Origin of the sequence: Streptomyces sedi (assembly GCF_006335015.1) — a bacterium.
Classification (GTDB): domain Bacteria; phylum Actinomycetota; class Actinomycetes; order Streptomycetales; family Streptomycetaceae; genus Streptomyces; species Streptomyces sedi.
Genome location: NZ_VDGT01000014.1, coordinates 123,475 through 141,331, shown reverse-complemented (window position 1 = coordinate 141,331; position 17,857 = coordinate 123,475). Strand labels below are relative to the sequence as shown.

Below are 17,857 nucleotides of genomic sequence, written 5' to 3'. Positions count from 1 at the left end.
AAAGCGGGCATGGGCCCGGACTCCGTTGCCGGCGAAGGCCGTTCCGGGACCCCACGCGGGGCAGAGGAAACGGGGGCTCCTCGGCTACCCTCGCCCGACGGCCGGGCGGACGGACGCGCGTACCGGGCGCCGGCAGAGCCTTCCGAGAGGGGTTGCGCGAATGAACGGTCCGAATACCACACGACGCACGGCGGTGCTGGCGGGCGCGGCGGGGCTCGCCGCCGCCGCGCTGACGGCCTGCGGCTCCGAGGACGAGGAGGACGGCGCGGAGAGCAACGGCGGCTCGGAGAACGGCGGTTCGGACGGCGGCGACTCCGGCGGGGACGGCGGCGGCGCCGAGGAGCTGACCTCGACGGCGGACGTCCCGGTCGGCGGCGGAACCATCCTGGACGAACAGAAACTGGTCGTCACCCAGCCCACCGAGGGCGAGTTCCTGGCGTTCTCCGCCATCTGCACCCACCAGGGCTGCCCGGTCTCCCAGGTCACCGAGGACGGCATCCTCTGCACCTGCCACGGCAGCGTGTTCGCGATCGCCGACGGCTCGGTCGTGGAGGGCCCGGCCACGCAGCCGCTGCCCGCCGAACCGATCACGGTCGAGGGCGAGTCGATCCTGCGCGGCTGACGCGCGCGGCGGGCCCGCGTGCGCGGGCCCGCCGGGCAGCGCCCCGCCCCCGGCGGCGGGCTCGGGGCCCGGCCGCCGGGGGCGGGGGTGGTCACGCGGGAGCCGGCCTCCGGTCACTGTCACCGACCGGGGGTACGGGTTCCCCGCGCCCGACGCGGTCGAGCGGGGCCGAACGATCGCGACCGATCACTGTCGTTCCTTCGCTGATCGCCGCCGGGCGATCAGCGAGGGAACGATCGGTCGGGAAACGATCGGTCACGGAACGCTCGGTCGGGGAGCGGTCATCCGACGGTCGCCCGTTCGGAGTGCGCTCAGTCGAAGGGCGTCAGCGTCATGAACGCCGCGACCGGGTCGCCGTCGTGGACCAGCGACTCGTGGTTGCCGACGTCGTCGAAGGCGAAGGCGTAGGCGTTGCCGTCCACCATCTGCTCGTGGATGACGCGCGCGTAGTGGTTGGTGTTCTCGTCCTGGTAGAAGTTCGAGTTGTCCGGGTCGGGCTGGTTCGGGTTGTCCAGCAGCGTGGTGCGGTTGAACCCGGCGCACAGGGTGCGGGCCAGCGGGCCGATGACCTGGTCGTTCGGGGCGTCCAGGTCCTTGTGGCAGCCGAAGACGCTGTCGGTGTCCGGCTTGTTGAAGCTGGCGACGACCTCGCCCGAGCCGTCGGTGAAGTTCATGACGTCACCCTCGACCGTGCCCTCGTACTGGTTCTCCGGCTCGTGGGTGATCGGCGTGACCGTCATGGTGTTGGAGGAGTAGTGCTCCCACACCCGGTCGATGTAGTCGCTCATCGCGTCGGCCGGCACGTCGCCGGTGGAGACGCCGTGGCCGGGCGAGAGCACGCGCAGCGGCTCGCCGTCCGGGCCGTTGTGGACCAGGTCGCCCCAGCCGGCGTCGCGCACGCCGTCGAAGACCGCCGAGTAACCGCCGGGCTTCAACTCGCCGGTGGACAGCACCTCGCCGCCCTGCTGCTCCACACCGACGGTGTAGGGGGCGGTGAACATGTCGACCTGGGTGCTGTTGATCCACAGACCCGAGTCGTTGAGCGTGTACTCGGACCAGTTGAAGAGGATGTCCCGGTTCGGGTCGTCCGGGTTCTGGATGGCGGGCTGGACGAGCCCGTCCTGGGTGAGGGAGAAGTGCAGTTTCTCGCCCACGGAGAAGTAGACGCGCCCGGAGAACTTGGGCATGTCGATCGTGAGGGTCTCGCCGTCGGCGGGGCCCTCGATCGAGGCGTCGGGGGCGGGAATCGGCGGGTTGTCCCCGGCCGGCCAGGCGTGGAAGGTACCTTCCGCGTCGGCGTAGCCCATCTCACCGCTGCTCAACTCGGTGCCGAGGTTGTAGATGTAGACCGGTTCGCCCCGGCCCGAGTCGTTGGTGATGGTCAGCGGGATGGTGTCGGGGACAGCCTCCGCCTCGGGCGCCGGGCCCGAGACGATCAGGCCCGTCGCCACGGCCAGGCTCGCGGCGCCGGCCACCAGTATTGTCCGCAAGCGGAACACCGGGTCCTCCTAGTTCGGCTGGATGCTGAACGCGCCGGGCGGGCCGCCGCCGTGTGTACGCGGAACGGGCAGGTGGTTCCCTCCCGCCGGCCCGCCGCCACGACGCGGCGCGGGCGGCCAGGGGCGCCCGGGAGCGTCAGGTGTTGACATGTTGAAGCGTGGAAACGCGCTCCCAGTGGGGGTGAGAGCGCTCTCACCGTCCCGTAAGGCCCTGTGGCTGTCAAGAGTTGAACCCACTCTCGCCCGGTTCCGGGTGCACACGGACCGTCAGCCGGCCCGTGCGCCGCGCGGTGGAAACGGAGGGCGCGTTCCGCTCGCGCGGCAGGGCCCGACGGGCCGCCGCACCGTGCCCCACCTGAGGGTGACGCGGATCGGGCGGCGGTTCAACCCGTCGCGCGCGCCGCGCCGTTGGCGGGTGGCGGGGGCGCACGTCGGGGGCGTGGGCCGAGCGCGGGTGACAAGTCGACACGACGACACCCGGGGCGGAGGCGTGGCGCCACCCTGCGGCACGCCTCCCCCGCCCGGCCGCTCACCCGACGGCGCGTCTCCCCTCCCGGGAGTCTCGGGAGGCCGCGCGGGTGACGGGCATCCGTCGTCCGGCGCGGGCGAGTCGAGCGGGCGGCGCAACCCCGTGGACGCGCCGGTCAGGCGACCCCGCGGGCTATCAGCTCCTCGACGCGCGCCCGGCGTTCCCCCTCCTCCAGCTCGTCCCGCACCCGGGTCAGCGCGGCGAGCGCGGCCCCCCTGACTCCCGGGGCCTCGCGCACGGAGCGCGCCAGCCAGGCCAGTTGCGCCCGGAAAGCCTTCTCGCCGGGGCGGAGCAGCACCCGCGGGGACAGCTCGACCACCCGGGCCGGCGGCAGCAGCTCGTCCAACACCTCCTGCGCGTGGACGACGACGGTGGCGGGGCCGCCCACCAGGAGACGGACGTAGTCGTCCTCGTACCGCACACACGCCTCGGGTGGGGGCGCGAGACACCGCAACGTCTCCAGACGGAATCTCATGACGTGTGCCACCCGACTGCCCCGGACCAGCGAGGCGAGCACGAGGCGGTGGAGACGGTCGGCGTCGAGGGTGCCGTCCGCCGCGAGGGAGGCGAGCGCCGCCGGCCAGGTGTCGTACTCGTCGCCAAGCATCACCTCCGGCTCCCAGTCGAGTGCGAAAAGGCGATCGAGGAGCGTGGGCAGGAACGGGTCGACGGCCAGCGCCGCGCGCCGCCGCCGCTTGGCCGTCTCCCGGGCCCAGGTGCGGACGAACAGCTCCGTGGTCGGCACCGGGCAGCCGGAGCGCCGGACCAGCTCGGTGACCAACCGGTAGTAGGGCTGGTCACCGGAGTCGGCCGGCGCCTCAGCGATCCGGCGGACCAACTCGGTCTGGAAGGCGGTGTCCCGGCTGTCGGGGCCGTCGGCGAAGAGGCAGCGGAGCAGTGGCTCGTCGGGCCGCCACACCCGCCATATCCGGATCGAGGGCACCCGCGTGTTGCCCGTGAGCAGCCAGTCGGCGACCGCGTCGACCGTGTCGAGGCAGCCGGCGCCGGCGAGTTGGACCGCCACGCGGCGGTCATGGTCGTGGCTCCGCGCGTCGGCACCGACCTCGCCGAGCGCGGCGCGGGCGGCCCTCAGCCCGGGAACGGCGGCCCGGCGCTCGTCCGCGGTCATGGCGGCCAGGGCGTCGGGGACGGCCTGGTAGTCGCCGCCGTCGATCAGTCGGAACAGCGTGTCAGCGGAGTCGTGCATGGTCGGAACGGTAGACCGTGGGTCTGACACTCGCCCGGCCCCGGGCGGCCGACGGAGCGACAACGCGTCGCCGCCGTGGCGGAGTTCAGAGCGGCGGCGCCGGGCAGGCCGCGCGCAGCGCGGTGACGGCGGCGCGGATCGAGGGGCGGGTGCCGGATCCCTCGCGCCAGACCGCGTAGACCCGGCGGGTGATGGTGCCGCGCACCGGGATCAGCGCCACCCCTTCGGGCACCGGGGTGCGGCCGAGGCGGGGCGCCACCGCGACGCCGAGTCCGGCGGCGATCAGGGCCAGTTGGGTGTGGTGCTCGGCGGCGGTGTGCACGATGTTCGGCTCGATGCCGCGCCCGCGCAGGGTGAACATCAGCCAGTCGTGGCAGATCGCCCCCGGTGGCCAGGAGACCCAGGGCTCGTCGGCGAGGTCGGTCAGATCCAACTCGGGCCGGTCGGCGAGGGGATGGTCCACGGGCAGGGCGAGGTCGGCCACGTCGTCGAAGAGGGGCTGCCGGCCGAGGCCGCCGGGTAGGGCGAGCGGGCGGTTGAACCAGTCCAGGACGACCGCCAGGTCGATGTCCCCGCGCGCCAGCACGGTCAGCGCGGCGTCCGGCTCCATCTCCCGCAGCGTCGGCCGCAGTTGCGGATGCTCGCCGCGCAGCGCGGCGAGCGCGGCGGGGAAGAGGCCGCGCGCGGCGGTGGCGAAGGCGCCCACCCGCAACTCGCCAACGGCCTGGCCGCGTTGGGCCTCCAGGTCGGCGTGGGCCAGCTCCAGCTGGGAGAGGATGCGGTCGGCGTGCTCGGCCAGCAGCCGGCCGGCGTCGGTGAGCCGGATGCCGCGCCCGTTCCTCGCGGAGAGCCGCTGGCCGGTCTCCCGTTCCAGCTTGGCCAGTTGCTGCGAGACGGCCGAGGTGGTCACCCGCAGGGCGAGGGCCGCGCCGCTGACCGAGCCGTGGTGGTGGACGGCGTGCAGCACACGGAGCCGGTCGATGTTCAACACCTGAGCGATGCTACACACTTCCCGGGGCCTTCTGTCAGCGATGCTTCACTGTGGGGCGCGGGCCGGGGCCGCGCACCGTTCACCCGAACCTGCGCCCGGTGGCCGGTCGGACCGCCTCGGCCACCGCTTCGGCCAGTGGCGCCGTCTCCGTCTCGGCCAGCGCGGCCACGGTGAGCCTGACGCCCGGCGGCGAGGAGAGCCGGAAGCGGGCGCCGGGCGCCACCGCCCAGCCGACGCGCAGGAGTTGCGCGACGGCGCGGGTCTCGTCCGGCACCGGCACCCAGACGTTGAGCCCGCTGCCGCCGCGGGCGGCGACGCCGCGTTCCGCGAGCGCGGTCAGCAGGAGACGGCGCCGCCCGTCGTAGGCGGCGGCCACCCGGCGCGGATCCACCGCGCCGGTGCGCCAGAGGTGGGCGGCGGCGGCCTGGAGCAGCCGGCTCACCCAGCCGGGGCCGAGCCGCTGCCTGCCCAGCACCAGGTCCACCGTGGCGCGGTCCCCGGTGAGCACGGCGACGCGCAGGTCGGGGCCGTGGGACTTGGCCAACGAGTGCGCGTGCGCCCAGTGTTCGGTGGTGCCGACCACCGGGGCCAGCGGCGTCGAGACGATGTCGCGCCCGTGGTCGTCCTCGATCACCAGCGTCCCGGGGTGCGCGGCCAGCAGGGAGCGCAGCTCGCCGGCGCGCGCCGGCGTGACGGAGGCGCCCGTGGGGTTCTGCGCGCGGGCGGTGAGCACCAGGGCACGCGCCCCCGCGTCCAGCGCGCGCGCCACCTCCTCGGGGCGCGGACCCGCGCCGTCGAGGCCGCAGGGCACCGGGCGCAGGCCGAGCGCGGCGACCAGGTCGAGCAGCGCGCCCCAGCCCGGATCCTCGACGGCGACCGCGTCACCTGGCCGCAACCGGGCGAGCAGCGCCCGCTCGATGCCGTCCAGGGCGCCGGAGACGACGGCGACCGGGCCGGCGGGCACGCCGTCCGCGTCGAACCTCTCCCTGGCCAGCGCCGTCAGCTCCTCGTCGAAAGGCTCGTCGCCGTAGAGCACGGGCGCGCGGGAGGCGCGCGCGGCGGCGTGCGCCAAGGCCTCGCCGAGCGGGGGCAGCAGGGCCGGGTCCGGGTTGCCCAGCGACAGGTCGCGGGCTCCGGGCGGCAGTGCGAACGGCAGCGCCTCGCGGGGCGCGGTCGCCGGCCTGGCGCGCACCCGGCTGCCGCGCCGACCGGCCGTCTCGATCACCCCGCGCTCGCGCAGGGTGCGGTAGGCGGCGGCGACGGTGTTGGCGTTGACCCCGAGCCGGGCGGCCAACTCCCTTTGCGGCGGCAGGAGAACGCCCGGCGCCAGGGCGCCGTCGCCGACCGCGCGCTCGACGCTGGCGGCGATCTCGGCGGCGCCGCGCCCGCTGATCGGATACCCTGCCGGGCTGTATTCATCTAGCACAAAACAGAGTTTGCACTAGTGCGATACCGGGCGCAAGGCGCGCCCGGCCCGCCGCACCCGTGAGCGAAGGAGCGAGGAGATGACCGGGCACACGCCGACCGATCCGACCGAGGAGTACGCCCGCACGGCGCGCACCACCCCGACCCGGGCCCGGGAGCGGGTCTCCTACGACCGGGAGTCCGTGCACGCGATCCTGGACGCGGCATTCCTGTGCCATCTGGGCTTCGTCGCCGACGGCCGGCCCGTGGTGCTGCCCACCCTCTACGCCAGGGACGGCGAACGGCTCTATCTCCACGGCTCCACCGGCGCGCGGGCGCTGCGCCGGGACGCGCTCCCCGTCTGCCTCACCGTCACCCATCTGGACGGTCTGGTTCTGGCCAAGTCCGCGTTCCACCACTCGATCAACTACCGCTCGGTCGTGGTGCACGGCACGGCGCGGCGGGTGACGGACGAGGCGCGGGCGCGGGCGGCGCTGGACGCGGTGGTCGACGCGGTCGCGGCGGGCAGGTCGGCGGACTGCCGGCCGGCGGACGCCAGGGAGTTGGCGGCCACCGCGGTGCTGGAGCTGGAGCTGGCCGAGGTCTCCGCCAAGGTGCGCGCCGGCGGTCCGAACGAGGAGCCGGAGGATCTCGGGCTGCCGCACTGGAGCGGGGTCGTCCCCCTGCGGACCGTCGCCGGCGTCCCCGAGCCGGCCGGTGGCGAGGCGGCGCCGGCCGAACTCCCCTCCTACCTGCGGGAACTGGCCGGCTGACCCGGTGCGGTCGCCGCGTGGGCGGCGGTGCGCCCGCCGGGCCACCGGCGCGTGGCGCCGCCCGCGCGCCCATCGCGCGCTTCCGCGCGCCCACGAGGGGAGTCACGAGGGGGAACCCGGGGTAGGTGCCGCTCGTCGAACCGGACAGCACTCCTCCGCAACCAGCCGAGACCCCCGGAGGACCGATGACCCCACGATCCCGTTCCCCTCTTTCCCGGCCCCTCTTCCGACGCTCCCCGTCCCGTGCCGCGTCCCGTGTCCCGCTCGCCCTCGGTGCCGCCCTGGCGGCCACCGGACTGCTGCTGACCGGCTGTTCGGGGAGCGAGGACTCCGAGGGCGACGCGGCGGAGCGCGAGGCGAGCGCGCCGGACGAGCGTTCCGATCCGCGCCCCCAGGCCGGCTCGGAGGGCTCGGACGCGCCCGACGACGAGAGCGCGGCACCGCCTCCCGAAGCGGACGGCGCCGCGGCCGACGCGGCGGACTGGTGCGCGACGGACGCCCTGTCGGCGACGGTCACCCCGCTGGACTCCGGCGCGGGCAACCGCCACGCGACCCTCGTGCTCACCAACTCCTCGGACACCGACTGCCGCACCCAGGGCTGGCCCGGCCTTGAGCTGGCCACGGGCGACGAGGCGCTGCCCACCACCACGGTCAGGGACACCTCGCGGGAGGCCGACCAGCTGACGCTGGCCCCCGGCGAGAGCGCCTGGTCCCAGCTGCGGTGGACCGTGGTGCCGGGCGAGGAGGACCCGGCGGACGGGCCCTGCGGCCCGGAGCCGACCACGCTGCGGGTGATACCGCCCGACACCCGCGAGGCCACCGAGGCCGACTGGGAGTGGGGCGAGGTCTGCGGCGACGGCCGCATCGAGGCCCGCGCCCTGGCGGCCGGCGAGGGCCCCTGAGGCGGCGACCGACCGGGGACGCGTGGCGTTCCGACGGTCAACGGGCGACGTGCGTACGCCCGTTGACCGTCGCGCCGACCGGGCGACGCGGCCCGCCTCAGAGGGTGGGCAGCCAGTCCACGCGTCCCGCGAGCAGCCCGTAGCCGACGAAGGCCACGATGTCGATCAGGGCATGGGCGACCACCAGCGGCATGACCCGGCCCCAACGCCGGTACAGCCAGACGAAGATCACGCCCATCGCCACGTTGCCGAAGAAGCCCCCGATGCCCTGGTAGAGGTGGTAGGTGCCGCGCAGCAGCGCGCTGACGACCAGCGAACCGGTGGCGCTCCAGCCCAGCTGGTCCAGCCGCCGCAGCAGGAAGCCCACCACGATGACCTCCTCCACCACCGAGTTCTGGATGGCGGAGGCGATCAGCACCGGGTACTTCCACCACACCTCGGGCAGCGACTCGGGGACCACGGTGAGGTTGGCACCGGCCGCGTGGGCGCCCAGGTAGAGCGCCAGCCCGCTGCCGCCGATGCCCGCCGCGACGACGGCGCCCCAGGCCAGGTCGAAGCGCGGCCTGGCGAGGTCGAAGCCGATCAGCCGCATCCCTCCCCCGCCGTAGCCGCGCTCACGCAGCAGCAGATGGGCCACGAGCAGCACGGGCACCAGCGCCGTCGAGATCGAGACCAGCTGCCAGGCGAGGTCGAGCCACGGCCGGTCGGGGGCGCGCGAGGTGTTGAGGTTGGCCGCCTGGTCGCCCAGCCCGCCGGGCCGCGTGACCGTCCCGGCGAAGCTGACCAACGCCCGCACGGCGCTCGCCCCCAGCGAGACGCCGAGCACCAGCAGCAGCTCGTGGCGCAGGGCGCGCGCCGGCAGTGCGCGGGGCGCCTCCCGGGCCGGTGGGTCGGCCGCCGCCCCTTCGTCACGCGTGAGCCGCACTCCTACTCCCGTCCGGCGCGCGCGCCGCGCCACCCCGGCGTGCGCGCCGACCCGCGCGCCCTCAGGGGCGGGTCGGCCAGTCGTGCACGGGGGTGTCGGTCCGCGCCAGTTCGCAGTACCGCCGCACGAGGCCCCGCAGGGCCGCCGCGCGGTCCTTTCCTTCCGCCACCAGCTGGTGGTAGACGGCAGTCTGCCAGCCCGCGCCGGTCACCCCACGACGGCACCGCCCCTCGATGACGGACAGATAGCGGTCCCGGTCGGCGGCGCTGACGCCCCAGGCGTCCAGCCCGGAGGCGGCCAGCGGCAGCAGCGTTCCCTCGACCAGCTCGGCCGCGGGCACCTCGCGCGGTGTGCCGTCCGGCCCCGGCCAGCTCAGCCGGGCGTCCAGGCCGTGCCGGCAGGCCGCCTGGAAGCTGCGTTCCGCCTGGTCGAAGGGGAGCCGCCGCCAGACAGGGTCCGGCTGGTCGGCCAGCGCCCGCACCAAGCCGTAGTAGAAGACGCCGTTGGCGATGGTGTCGGTGACCGTCGGCCCCGTGGACAGGACGCGGTTCTCCACCCGCAGGTGCGGAACGCCGTCCACCACGGCGTAGACCGGGCGGTTCCACCGGTAGACCGTGCCGTTGTGCAGGGTGAGTTCGCCGAGCGCGGGGGTGCCGCCGGCGGCCAGCACGGCGCGCGGGTCCTCGTCCGAGAGCAGCGGCAGCAGCGACGGAAAGTAGCGGACGCTCTCCTCGAAGAGGTCGAGCGCGGAGTCGATCCACCGTTCGCCGAACCAGGTGCGCGGGCGCACGCCCTGCGCGGCGAGCTCCGGCGGCCGGTCGTCGGTCGACTGGAGGAAGAAGAGCGGCCGGGACTCGGGCCACAGCTCGCGCCCGAAGACGAACGGCGCGTTGGCGCCGAGCGCCGTCTGCGCCGCCAACGCGGCCTGCGCGGCGTTCCACACCGGCGCGAAGCGCTCGGGGGTCACCTGGAGGTGGTACTGCACGGACGTGCACGCCGACTCCGGGGCGATCGACTCGAACGTCCTGGTCAGACGCTCGGCACCGGTGATGTCCAGCTGGATGGCCTCGCCGCGCGCCGCCATGATCTGGTCGTTGAGCAGGGTGTAGCGGTCACCGAGCGAGAGGCTGGTGGGCACCATCTGCTCGGCGGTGATGGTGGGCAGCACGCCGGTCATCACCACCTGCGCGTCGAATTCGCCCGCCATTCGGTCCGCGTAGCGCAGCGCGATACGCAGCTCCTCGGCCATGTCGGCGAAGACGCCGCCGGCGAGAGAGCGCGGCGACATATTCAGCTCGATGGTGAATTTTCCCAGCTCACTCTGGAAATCCCGGGTCCCCATTCGACCGAGGACTTCCTCGTTGACCATTCGCGGGGACCCGTCGGAATCGGCCAGGCAGAGTTCGACCTCCATGCCGACGCGGTCCTCCGGGCCGTGGAAGCGCCCCTCGGCCAGGAGCGTCCCCATGGCGTCGAGACAGGAGCCGAGCCGGTCTCTGAACCGCCCTCGGGCGGTGAGATCGAACCGGTCAGCCGCGACCTTCTCCCCCATGGGGCACCTCCTGCGTCGAGCGATGGGCGCCCTCGATCCTGCCCACGTCACGCCGGAGGTAACACGCAACGTGATCCTCGCCCCCCGAGGCGAGGGCATATTCCCCTGGCATGAGGCCGGGAGAAACCTCCCTTTTGCCGGCCGGATTTACCCTTGCCGAAACACTGCGGTAAGGCTAGCGGAAACAATCCACTATCGGGAATCGTATAAGATCTCGGTACGGCGTGTCTCCTATTAGAGGCGACCTACTCCAAAGCGAGAGGCGACCCATCATGCCCCTGAGCATCCCCCCGGCTCCCGGTGTCGTGGAGCGGACCATCGACGAGGCGCTGCGCTCGGCCGCCGTGCCCGCCCCGCGCGGGCTCCGGTTCGACCGCGGTTCCCTGCGCCCCACCCTGCCGCTTCCCGTGCACCGGCTCGAACGCCTGACGGCGCCCGCCGAGCCGCCCACCTCCCGACTGACCGGCTGGCGCTGCCTGCTCGCCAGGGACGACCGCTCCGTCGGCACGGCGGAATGCCGACTCACCACCGAGGGCTGGGAGTTCTCGCACTTCGGCGAGGGCCCCTACATGGCGTCGACCGAGCGCGCGCTCCGGCTCGCCGAGGAGCGCCAGGAGCACTACCAGCCGCGGTTGTTGAGCGTTCCCGAGCTGTACATGCTGACGCTCTGGCTGCATCCGGACCCGTCGGCCGACCCGGCGGAGGGCGGGCCCTCGGGGAGTGACCCGTTGATCCCGCTCGCGCCGGCGCCGCCGGGGATCGCGGCCGAGCGGCTGATCACCGTGGACGCGCTGGTCACCCTCGTCGCCAACCGCCTCGCGCCGCTGGGGCTCGCCAGCTGACAGGCCGCCGTGCCGTTCCGCCCGGGACCGGCCCGGCGCCCCACCGGGCGCCGGCGCCGCCCCGGGCGGACGTGCGTCTCAGGACTCGGCGAGCTCCTCCACGGGCGGGCAGGAGCAGACCAGGTTGCGGTCGCCGAACGCGCCGTCGATCCTGCGCACCGGCGGCCAGTACTTGGCGTCACCCGTGGAAGCGCCCGGGTAGACCGCCTCCCGGCGCTCATAGGGGTGCGGCCACTCCCCCGTCAACTGCTCGGCGGTGTGCGGAGCGTTGACCAACGGGTTGTCGTCGGCCGGCCATTCGCCGGAGGCGACCCGGTCGATCTCCCCGCGAATGGCGATCATCGCCTCACAGAACCGGTCAAGCTCGGCCAGGTCCTCGCTCTCGGTGGGCTCGATCATCAGCGTGCCCGCCACCGGGAACGACATGGTCGGCGCGTGGAAGCCGTGGTCGATCAGCCGCTTGGCGACATCGTCGATGGTCACCCCGGTCGCCTTGGTGAGCGGGCGCACGTCGATCACGCACTCGTGCGCCACCAGCCCGCCGGGACCGGTGTAGAGGACGGGGTAGTGCGCCTCCAGGCGCCTGGCCACGTAGTTGGCGCTGAGCACCGCGACCTGGGTGGCGCGGCGCAGCCCGGCGGCGCCCATCAGCCGGACGTACGCCCAGGAGATCGGCAGGATGCCGGCCGAGCCCCAGGGCGCCGCCGAGACCGGGCCCGAGCCCTCGGGCCCGGCGGCCGGCTGCGCCGGGTGCCCCGGCAGATAGGGCGCGAGATGGGCGCGGACCGCGACCGGGCCCACGCCGGGGCCGCCGCCGCCGTGCGGGATGCAGAACGTCTTGTGCAGGTTCAGATGCGAGACGTCGGCGCCGAAGCGGCCGGGCCTGGCCAGCCCGACCAGCGCGTTGAGGTTGGCGCCGTCGACGTAGACCTGGCCGCCGGCGTCGTGCACGGCGGCGCAGATGTCGCCGATGCGCTCCTCGAAGACGCCGTGTGTCGAGGGGTAGGTCACCATCAGCACCGCCAACTCGTCGCGGTGCTTGGCGATCTTGGCCTCCAGGTCGGCGACGTCCACGTCCCCGCTCTCGCTGGTGGCGACGACCACCACCCGCATCCCGGCGAGGACGGCGCTGGCCGCGTTGGTGCCGTGCGCCGAGGAGGGGATCAGGCAGACGGTGCGCTGCTCCTGGCCCTGGGCGCGGTGGTGGGCGCGGACCGCCAGCAGCCCGGCCAACTCGCCCTGGGAGCCGGCATTGGGCTGGAGCGAGACCGCGTCGTAGCCGGTGATCTCCGCCAGCCGTGACTCCAGCTCGCGGATCAGCGCCAGATAGCCCTCGGCCTGCTCCGGCGGTGCGAACGGGTGCAGCCCGGCGAACTCCGGCCAGGTGATCGCGGCCATCTCCACCGTGGCGTTGAGCTTCATGGTGCAGGAACCGAGCGGGATCATGCCGCGGTCCAGCGCGTAGTCCCGGTCGGCGAGCCGCCGCAGATAGCGCAGCATCGAGGTCTCGGAGCGGTGCGCGTGGAAGACCGGGTGGGTGAGGTAGGCGTCCTCGCGGAGCAGCCCGGCCGGCAGCGCCTCGGCGACCCGGGCGTCCAGCGCGGGGATGTCGGCCTCGGTGGCCGACACGCCGAACGCCGCCCACACGGCGGCCAGATCGGCACGCACGGTGGTCTCGTCGCAGGCCACGCCGACCCGGTCCGCGTCGATGTGCCGCAGGTTGACCCCGGCGGCGGAGGCGGCGGCGACCACCTCGGCCGCGCGCCCCGGCACACGGGCGGTGACCGTGTCGAAGAACGCGTCGTGCGCCACCTCGACGCCGCCCTCCCGCAGCCCGGTGGCCAGCAGCGCCGCCATCCGGTGGGTGCGGCGGGCGATGGCGGCCAAGCCCTCGGGGCCGTGGTAGACCGCGTAGAGCCCGGCCATCACGGCCAGAAGCACCTGGGCGGTGCAGATGTTGCTGGTGGCGCGCTCCCGGCGGATGTGCTGTTCGCGCGTCTGGAGCGCGAGCCGGTAGGCGGGCCGGCCGGCCGCGTCGCGCGAGACGCCGACCAGCCGCCCCGGCAGGCTCCTGGCGTACGCGGCGCGCACCGACATGTAGCCGGCGTGCGGGCCGCCGAAGGCCATCGGCACGCCGAACCGCTGGGTGGTGCCCACCGCGATGTCAGCGCCCAGCGCCCCCGGGGAGGCGAGCACGGTCAACGCCAGCAGGTCGGCGGCGACCGTGACCACCGCGCCCAGCTCGTGCGCCCGCGCGATCACCGGGCGCGGGTCGCGCACGGCACCCGACGCGCCCGGGTACTGGAGCAGCACGCCGAACACCCCGCGCTCGGCGGCCTCCGCGGGGATCCCCTCGCTCAGGTCGGCGACCAGCACCTCCACGCCGGTCGGCTCGGCGCGGGTGCGGACCACGGCCACGGTCTGCGGCAGGCAGTCGGCGTCGACCAGGAAGACGCCGCCCTCGCCCCTGACCACGCGCCGGGAGAGCGCCATCGCCTCGGCGGCGGCCGTGCCCTCGTCGAGCAGCGAGGCGCCGGCGGTCGGCAGGCCGGTCAGATCGGCCACCACCGTCTGGAAGTTGAGCAGCGCCTCCAGCCGGCCCTGGGAGATCTCCGGCTGGTAGGGGGTGTACGCCGTGTACCAGGCCGGGTTCTCCAGCACGTTGCGCTGGATGACCGGCGGCGTGTGGGTGCCGTAGTAGCCGAGGCCGATCATGGAACGGGCCACGGTGTTCCGCGCCGCCAGCGACCGCAGCTCGCCCAGCACGGCCGCCTCGTCCAGCGGGTCGGGCAGGTCCAGCGCCTCGGTCTGGCGGATGGTCTCGGGGACGGCGGCGTCGGTCAGCTCGTCGAGCGAGCCGAAGCCCACCTGCGCCAGCATCTTGGCCACGGCGCCCTGATCGGGTCCGATGTGCCGGTCGGCGAAGGGGATGCCCTGCTCCAGGGCGGTCAACGGGGTCTGCGCGGTCATCGTGGAGGCTCCTTGGGCCGTGGGCGACCTACGGGGCGCCAGGCGACACCGCCTGACTGCCTCCCCCTCTGTCATACGACCTGAGAGCTTCGCCCCACGCACGCGCCGGGCTTGCACCGTCGGTGAGGACCACCGCGGAAACGCCGCTCCGCCGTCGTCCTGCTTTCCAGAGTGGTTTCGCTCGCGCGGTACGGGTGCCTGAGAGATTCCGGGGAGGATTTGCTCCTTCGGCGCCCGGCACCCCCGACAGGGGCGACGGAACTCTCCCGCACGAGGTCGACAACCGCCTCCGAGACTACCAGCGCGCCGGCGCACGGCCGAGGGGTGGATCTCGACTGGCCGATCGGCCCGTTGTGGCTTTGGGTAGGAGACAGGGGGACCCGTCCCAGGGGCGTCGCGACCCGGCGCGCAGTTGGAGGAACCCGTGCGAACCGACATCGATCCGCGCGGCCTGATCGGCCGCAAGGCGTTCGACCGCCACGGCGAGAAGATCGGCACCGTGGACGAGGTGTATCTGGACGACGCCACCGGCGTCCCCGAGTGGGCCGCCGTGCGCACCGGGCTCTTCACCAGGGACGCCTTCGTGCCGCTGGAACCCAGCGAACTGGTCGGCGACGCGCTGCGCGTCCCGTTCGACCGGGCACTGATCCGCCGGGCACCCGATCTCGGCGTCGGCCGCCACCTCTCCCCCGAGCAGGAGCTGCTGCTCTACCACCACTACGGGCTCGACCTGCCGCCCGAGGAGGAGCCGCCCCCGGACAGCGACTTCGGCACGCTGGCCACCGACCCGGAGTCCTGACCGGCCGGGGCCCCGGGCACCAGCGGCAAGGGTGCACCCCGCCGCAGCTCCGGGTCGTCCACGGGGAAGGTACGCACCCGCCCCGGCGCGCGGTCCTCCGGCCGCTCGAAGCGCACCGTCACGCGCCCCACCCCGCTGCCCTGCACCCAACCGGGGCCGTAGCGCTCGTGCCGCGCGTCGAGCCCGGGCAGCCATGTCCGGTCCGCCTCGGGCGCCTCGTCCTCCCCGGCCCCCGGCGCGCGCGCCGGCTCGGGCGCGGGCGCGTTCTCGGCCGCCGCACGCCCCGATTGGGCGAAGAGATCCTCCTGGGTGAAGTCGGCCAACGCACTGACGCCGACGCCGAGCAGCCGCACGCCCTCCGTGGTGTCCACCCCCTCCAGCAGCCGCTCGGCCGCCTCCCGCACCACCGCCGGGTCGTCCGTCGGGCCACGCAGCGTCTCCGACCGGGTCAACGTGCTGAAGTCGTACCGTCTGACCTTCAGCACGACGGTGCGTCCCGAGCGTCCGGCCGCCCGCAGCCGGGTCACACAGCGCTCGGCGAGCCTGCGCACCTCGAACCTGATCCGCGCGCGGTCCGTCACGTCGACGTCGAAGGTGTCCTCCACCGAGATCGACTTGCCCTCCCGCTCCGCGACCACCGGCCGGTCGTCGATCCCGCACGCCATCCGGAAGACCCCGGCGCCGTGCGCCTTCCCCAGCAGCCGGGTCAACTCGGCCTCGCCGGCCCGCACGGTCTCCTCTATCGTGTGGATCCCCGCCCGCCGCAGCACCTCGGCCGTGGCCGGGCCCACCCCCGGCAGCGTCCGCACGGTCAACGGGGCCAGCAGCTCCCGCTCGGTCCCCGGCTCGATCAGCACCAGACCGTCGGGCTTGGCCCGTTCGGAGGCGATCTTCGCCAGCATCTTGGCGCCCGCCAGACCGACCGAGCCCGTGACCCCCGTGACGGCGGCGATCTCCTCCCGCAGCCGCTCCCCCACCGCCCGCGCCTCGGCCGCGGTCGCGGCACTCCCACCGGCGGCCAGGTCGACGAACGCCTCGTCCAGGCTGAGCGGCTCCACCAGCGGCGAGAGCCGGGCCAGCAGCGCCATCACCCGCTCGCTGACCGAGCGGTACACCTCGAACCTCGGTACCAGGTAAGCCCCGTGCGGGCACAGCCGCCGCGCCTGGGCGGTGGGCATGGCCGACCGCACCCCGAAGACCCGGGCCTCGTACGACGCGGTGGCCACCACCCCGCGCGGCCCGATGCCTCCGACGACCACGGCCTTGCCGCGCAGGCTGGGCTTGGCCGCCTGCTCGACGGAGGCGTAGAAGGCATCCATGTCGAGGTGGAGGATCGTTGGCTGACCCCTCACACGTTCGATACTGCCCTACCGTGACAGGTTCCGACGGCCAGGTGGAAGCGACAAGAGGCGCGGGAAACCACGCGAGCAACCCACCCCGGCCAGGGGCCGACCGCGGTGAACCGGCACACGATGACCCCGCCAGCCCCGCCAAAGGGGCGCGGGGAACTACGCGAGCGACCCACCACGGCCCGCGGCCGACAGCCCGCCCCGGCCAGGCACACGAGGAGTCGACCGCGCCCAGCGGCACGCGTCAGGGACGGACGCGCGCCCTGCGGCGAGCCAGCTCGTCCTCGGGGTGCTGTGGCGGCGCCACCCGCTCCCCCGTGTCCGTGCGCTCCGCGTGCAGCTGGGCCAGCGCCGTCTCCACGTCGCTCCACACCGCCCCGACCGCGATCCCGAAGATCCCGCGCCCGCCGCGCAGGAGCTCGGCCAGCGCGTCTGGCGAGTCGCAGCGGAAGACGGCCGCGCCGTCGCTCATCAGCGTCATCTGGGCCAGCGTGCCCAGCTCCGCCGTGCGCAGCGCCTCCGCGGTGGCGCGGATCGCCTGGAGCGACACCCCGGCGTCCAGCAGCCGTTTGACGATCTTGAGGACCAGCACGTCACGGAAGCTGTACAGCCGCTGTCCGCCCTGCCCTGGGGCCGGGCGGACCTCGGGCTGGACGAGTCCCGTGCGGGCCCAGTAGTCGAGCTGCCGGTAGGTGATCCCGGCCGCCGCGCAGGCGCTCGGGCCCGGGTATCCGAGCCGCTCACGCGGCGTCTCCTCCCTGGGGCCCGCCGGGGGTGCCACCGACTGCCGCAAGCCCGGAAGGGGCGCGGCACCCGGAAGTGCCGTGCTGCCCCCGACCGCCCTGCTGTCGCCGTCACCTGTCACGCCGGCCTCCGTTCCACATGTCCCGACCGTGCCCTCGTCACTCACCGGCTGTCACGATGAGTAGGCACACAGCGCTCCTCCCAAGACATGCCCCACTGAAGCTAGGTATCCACACCGAACGCGTCAACGATCGCCACGCGCGGCTACTGGCTGCTGGTACCGAAGTCCTCGGGGGAGATCTGGTCGAGGAACTCGCGGAACCGTTCCACCTCGTCCTCCTGCTCGTCGGGGATGATGATCCCGGCGTCGTCGAGCACGGCGTCGCTGCCGTAGATCGGCGTACCGATCCGCAGCGCGAGCGCTATCGCGTCCGACGGACGGGCGCTGACCTCGACCCCGCTGGCGAAGACCAGCTCGGCGTAGAACACGCCGTCGCGCAGATCCGTGATGCGCACGGCGCTGAGCTCCTGGTCCACCGCCTCAAGGACATCCTTGAAGAGGTCATGGGTCAGCGGCCTGGCCGGGGTCATCCCCTGCTGGGCGAACGCGATGGCGGTCGCCTCTCCCGGACCGATCCAGATCGGGAGGTAGCGATCACCACCGACTTCTCGGAGGAGCACGATGGGCTGGTTGTTGGGCATCTCCACCCGCACGCCCACGACATCGAGCTGATTCACACAGCAACCCT

Annotated in this window: 15 protein-coding genes and 1 riboswitch; of the genes, 5 read left to right on the top strand and 10 right to left on the bottom strand. The window is 74.0% G+C overall.

All coding sequences use genetic code 11. From position 1 onward, the window contains the following. Window positions 1-160 precede the first annotated feature (160 nt). Window positions 161-622 (top strand): Rieske (2Fe-2S) protein, encoded by a 462-nt coding sequence (locus FH715_RS18920; protein ID WP_139646878.1) that lies wholly within the window; start codon window positions 161-163, stop codon window positions 620-622. 311 nt (window positions 623-933) lie between these two features. Here the strand turns inward: FH715_RS18920 and FH715_RS18915 are convergent, their stop codons facing one another. From FH715_RS18915 to FH715_RS18900, 4 genes are all read right to left on the bottom strand, one after another. Continuing rightward, a complete protein-coding gene (locus FH715_RS18915) occupies window positions 934-2,121 on the bottom strand; it encodes a glycoside hydrolase family 64 protein (RefSeq protein ID WP_139646876.1) in 1,188 nt (395 codons plus the stop codon). A 644-nt stretch (window positions 2,122-2,765) separates the two neighbouring features. After that, a complete protein-coding gene (locus tag FH715_RS18910; protein ID WP_139646874.1) occupies window positions 2,766-3,857 on the bottom strand; it encodes a hypothetical protein in 1,092 nt (363 codons plus the stop codon). An 85-nt stretch (window positions 3,858-3,942) separates the two neighbouring features. Further along, on the bottom strand, window positions 3,943-4,848 hold the full coding sequence (locus FH715_RS18905; protein WP_139646873.1) for a LysR family transcriptional regulator: 906 nt from the start codon (window positions 4,846-4,848) through the stop codon (window positions 3,943-3,945). Window positions 4,849-4,927: 79 nt separating this feature from the next. Then, window positions 4,928-6,274, bottom strand: a complete 1,347-nt coding sequence (locus FH715_RS18900) for an aminotransferase class I/II-fold pyridoxal phosphate-dependent enzyme (protein WP_246108836.1) — start codon at window positions 6,272-6,274, stop codon at window positions 4,928-4,930. Window positions 6,275-6,353: 79 nt separating this feature from the next. Here FH715_RS18900 and FH715_RS18895 point away from each other — a divergent pair, with 79 nt between their 5' ends. Together FH715_RS18895 and FH715_RS18890 are read left to right on the top strand one after the other, a co-directional pair. Further along, window positions 6,354-7,025 carry a pyridoxamine 5'-phosphate oxidase family protein gene (locus tag FH715_RS18895; RefSeq protein WP_139646871.1) on the top strand — a complete coding sequence of 224 codons (672 nt, stop codon included), beginning with the start codon at window positions 6,354-6,356 and terminating at the stop codon, window positions 7,023-7,025. Window positions 7,026-7,210: 185 nt separating this feature from the next. Continuing rightward, the gene (locus tag FH715_RS18890; RefSeq protein ID WP_139646869.1) at window positions 7,211-7,927 is read left to right on the top strand and encodes a DUF4232 domain-containing protein; all 717 of its coding nucleotides are present in this window, start codon (window positions 7,211-7,213) and stop codon (window positions 7,925-7,927) included. Window positions 7,928-8,024: 97 nt separating this feature from the next. Here FH715_RS18890 and FH715_RS18885 read toward each other — a convergent pair whose 3' ends face one another. Both FH715_RS18885 and FH715_RS18880 read right to left on the bottom strand, forming a co-directional pair. Further along, window positions 8,025-8,789, bottom strand: a complete 765-nt coding sequence (locus FH715_RS18885; protein ID WP_211367711.1) for a CPBP family intramembrane glutamic endopeptidase — start codon at window positions 8,787-8,789, stop codon at window positions 8,025-8,027. A 124-nt stretch (window positions 8,790-8,913) separates the two neighbouring features. Then, window positions 8,914-10,404 carry a glutamate-cysteine ligase family protein gene (locus FH715_RS18880; protein WP_139646865.1) on the bottom strand — a complete coding sequence of 497 codons (1,491 nt, stop codon included), beginning with the start codon at window positions 10,402-10,404 and terminating at the stop codon, window positions 8,914-8,916. Between the two features lie 272 nt (window positions 10,405-10,676). Between FH715_RS18880 and FH715_RS18875 the strand changes: the two genes are divergently transcribed. Beyond that, the gene (locus FH715_RS18875; RefSeq protein WP_139646863.1) at window positions 10,677-11,246 is read left to right on the top strand and encodes a hypothetical protein; all 570 of its coding nucleotides are present in this window, start codon (window positions 10,677-10,679) and stop codon (window positions 11,244-11,246) included. Window positions 11,247-11,324: 78 nt separating this feature from the next. Here the strand turns inward: FH715_RS18875 and gcvP are convergent, their stop codons facing one another. Further along, window positions 11,325-14,216: an aminomethyl-transferring glycine dehydrogenase gene (gcvP, locus tag FH715_RS18870; protein WP_139646861.1), complete on the bottom strand. Its 2,892-nt coding sequence runs from the start codon at window positions 14,214-14,216 to the stop codon at window positions 11,325-11,327. Window positions 14,217-14,392: 176 nt separating this feature from the next. Continuing rightward, window positions 14,393-14,495: riboswitch (glycine riboswitch) on the bottom strand. A 145-nt stretch (window positions 14,496-14,640) separates the two neighbouring features. On the opposite strand from gcvP, the gene FH715_RS18865 reads away from it, so the two are divergent. Continuing rightward, entirely contained in the window at window positions 14,641-15,015 is a 375-nt protein-coding gene (locus FH715_RS18865) for a PRC-barrel domain-containing protein (RefSeq protein WP_425472744.1), read from the top strand. On the opposite strand, the gene FH715_RS18860 is transcribed toward FH715_RS18865, so the two are convergent. From FH715_RS18860 to FH715_RS18850, 3 genes are all read right to left on the bottom strand, one after another. Next, entirely contained in the window at window positions 14,934-16,367 is a 1,434-nt protein-coding gene (locus FH715_RS18860) for a DNA polymerase IV (RefSeq protein ID WP_139646857.1), read from the bottom strand. The genes FH715_RS18865 and FH715_RS18860 overlap by 82 nt on opposite strands. A 241-nt stretch (window positions 16,368-16,608) precedes the next feature. Then, a complete protein-coding gene (locus FH715_RS18855) occupies window positions 16,609-17,229 on the bottom strand; it encodes a MerR family transcriptional regulator (RefSeq protein WP_139646855.1) in 621 nt (206 codons plus the stop codon). Between the two features lie 143 nt (window positions 17,230-17,372). Further along, window positions 17,373-17,846 carry a bifunctional nuclease family protein gene (locus FH715_RS18850; protein WP_097232511.1) on the bottom strand — a complete coding sequence of 158 codons (474 nt, stop codon included), beginning with the start codon at window positions 17,844-17,846 and terminating at the stop codon, window positions 17,373-17,375. Between the last annotated feature and the right edge of the window lie 11 nt (window positions 17,847-17,857).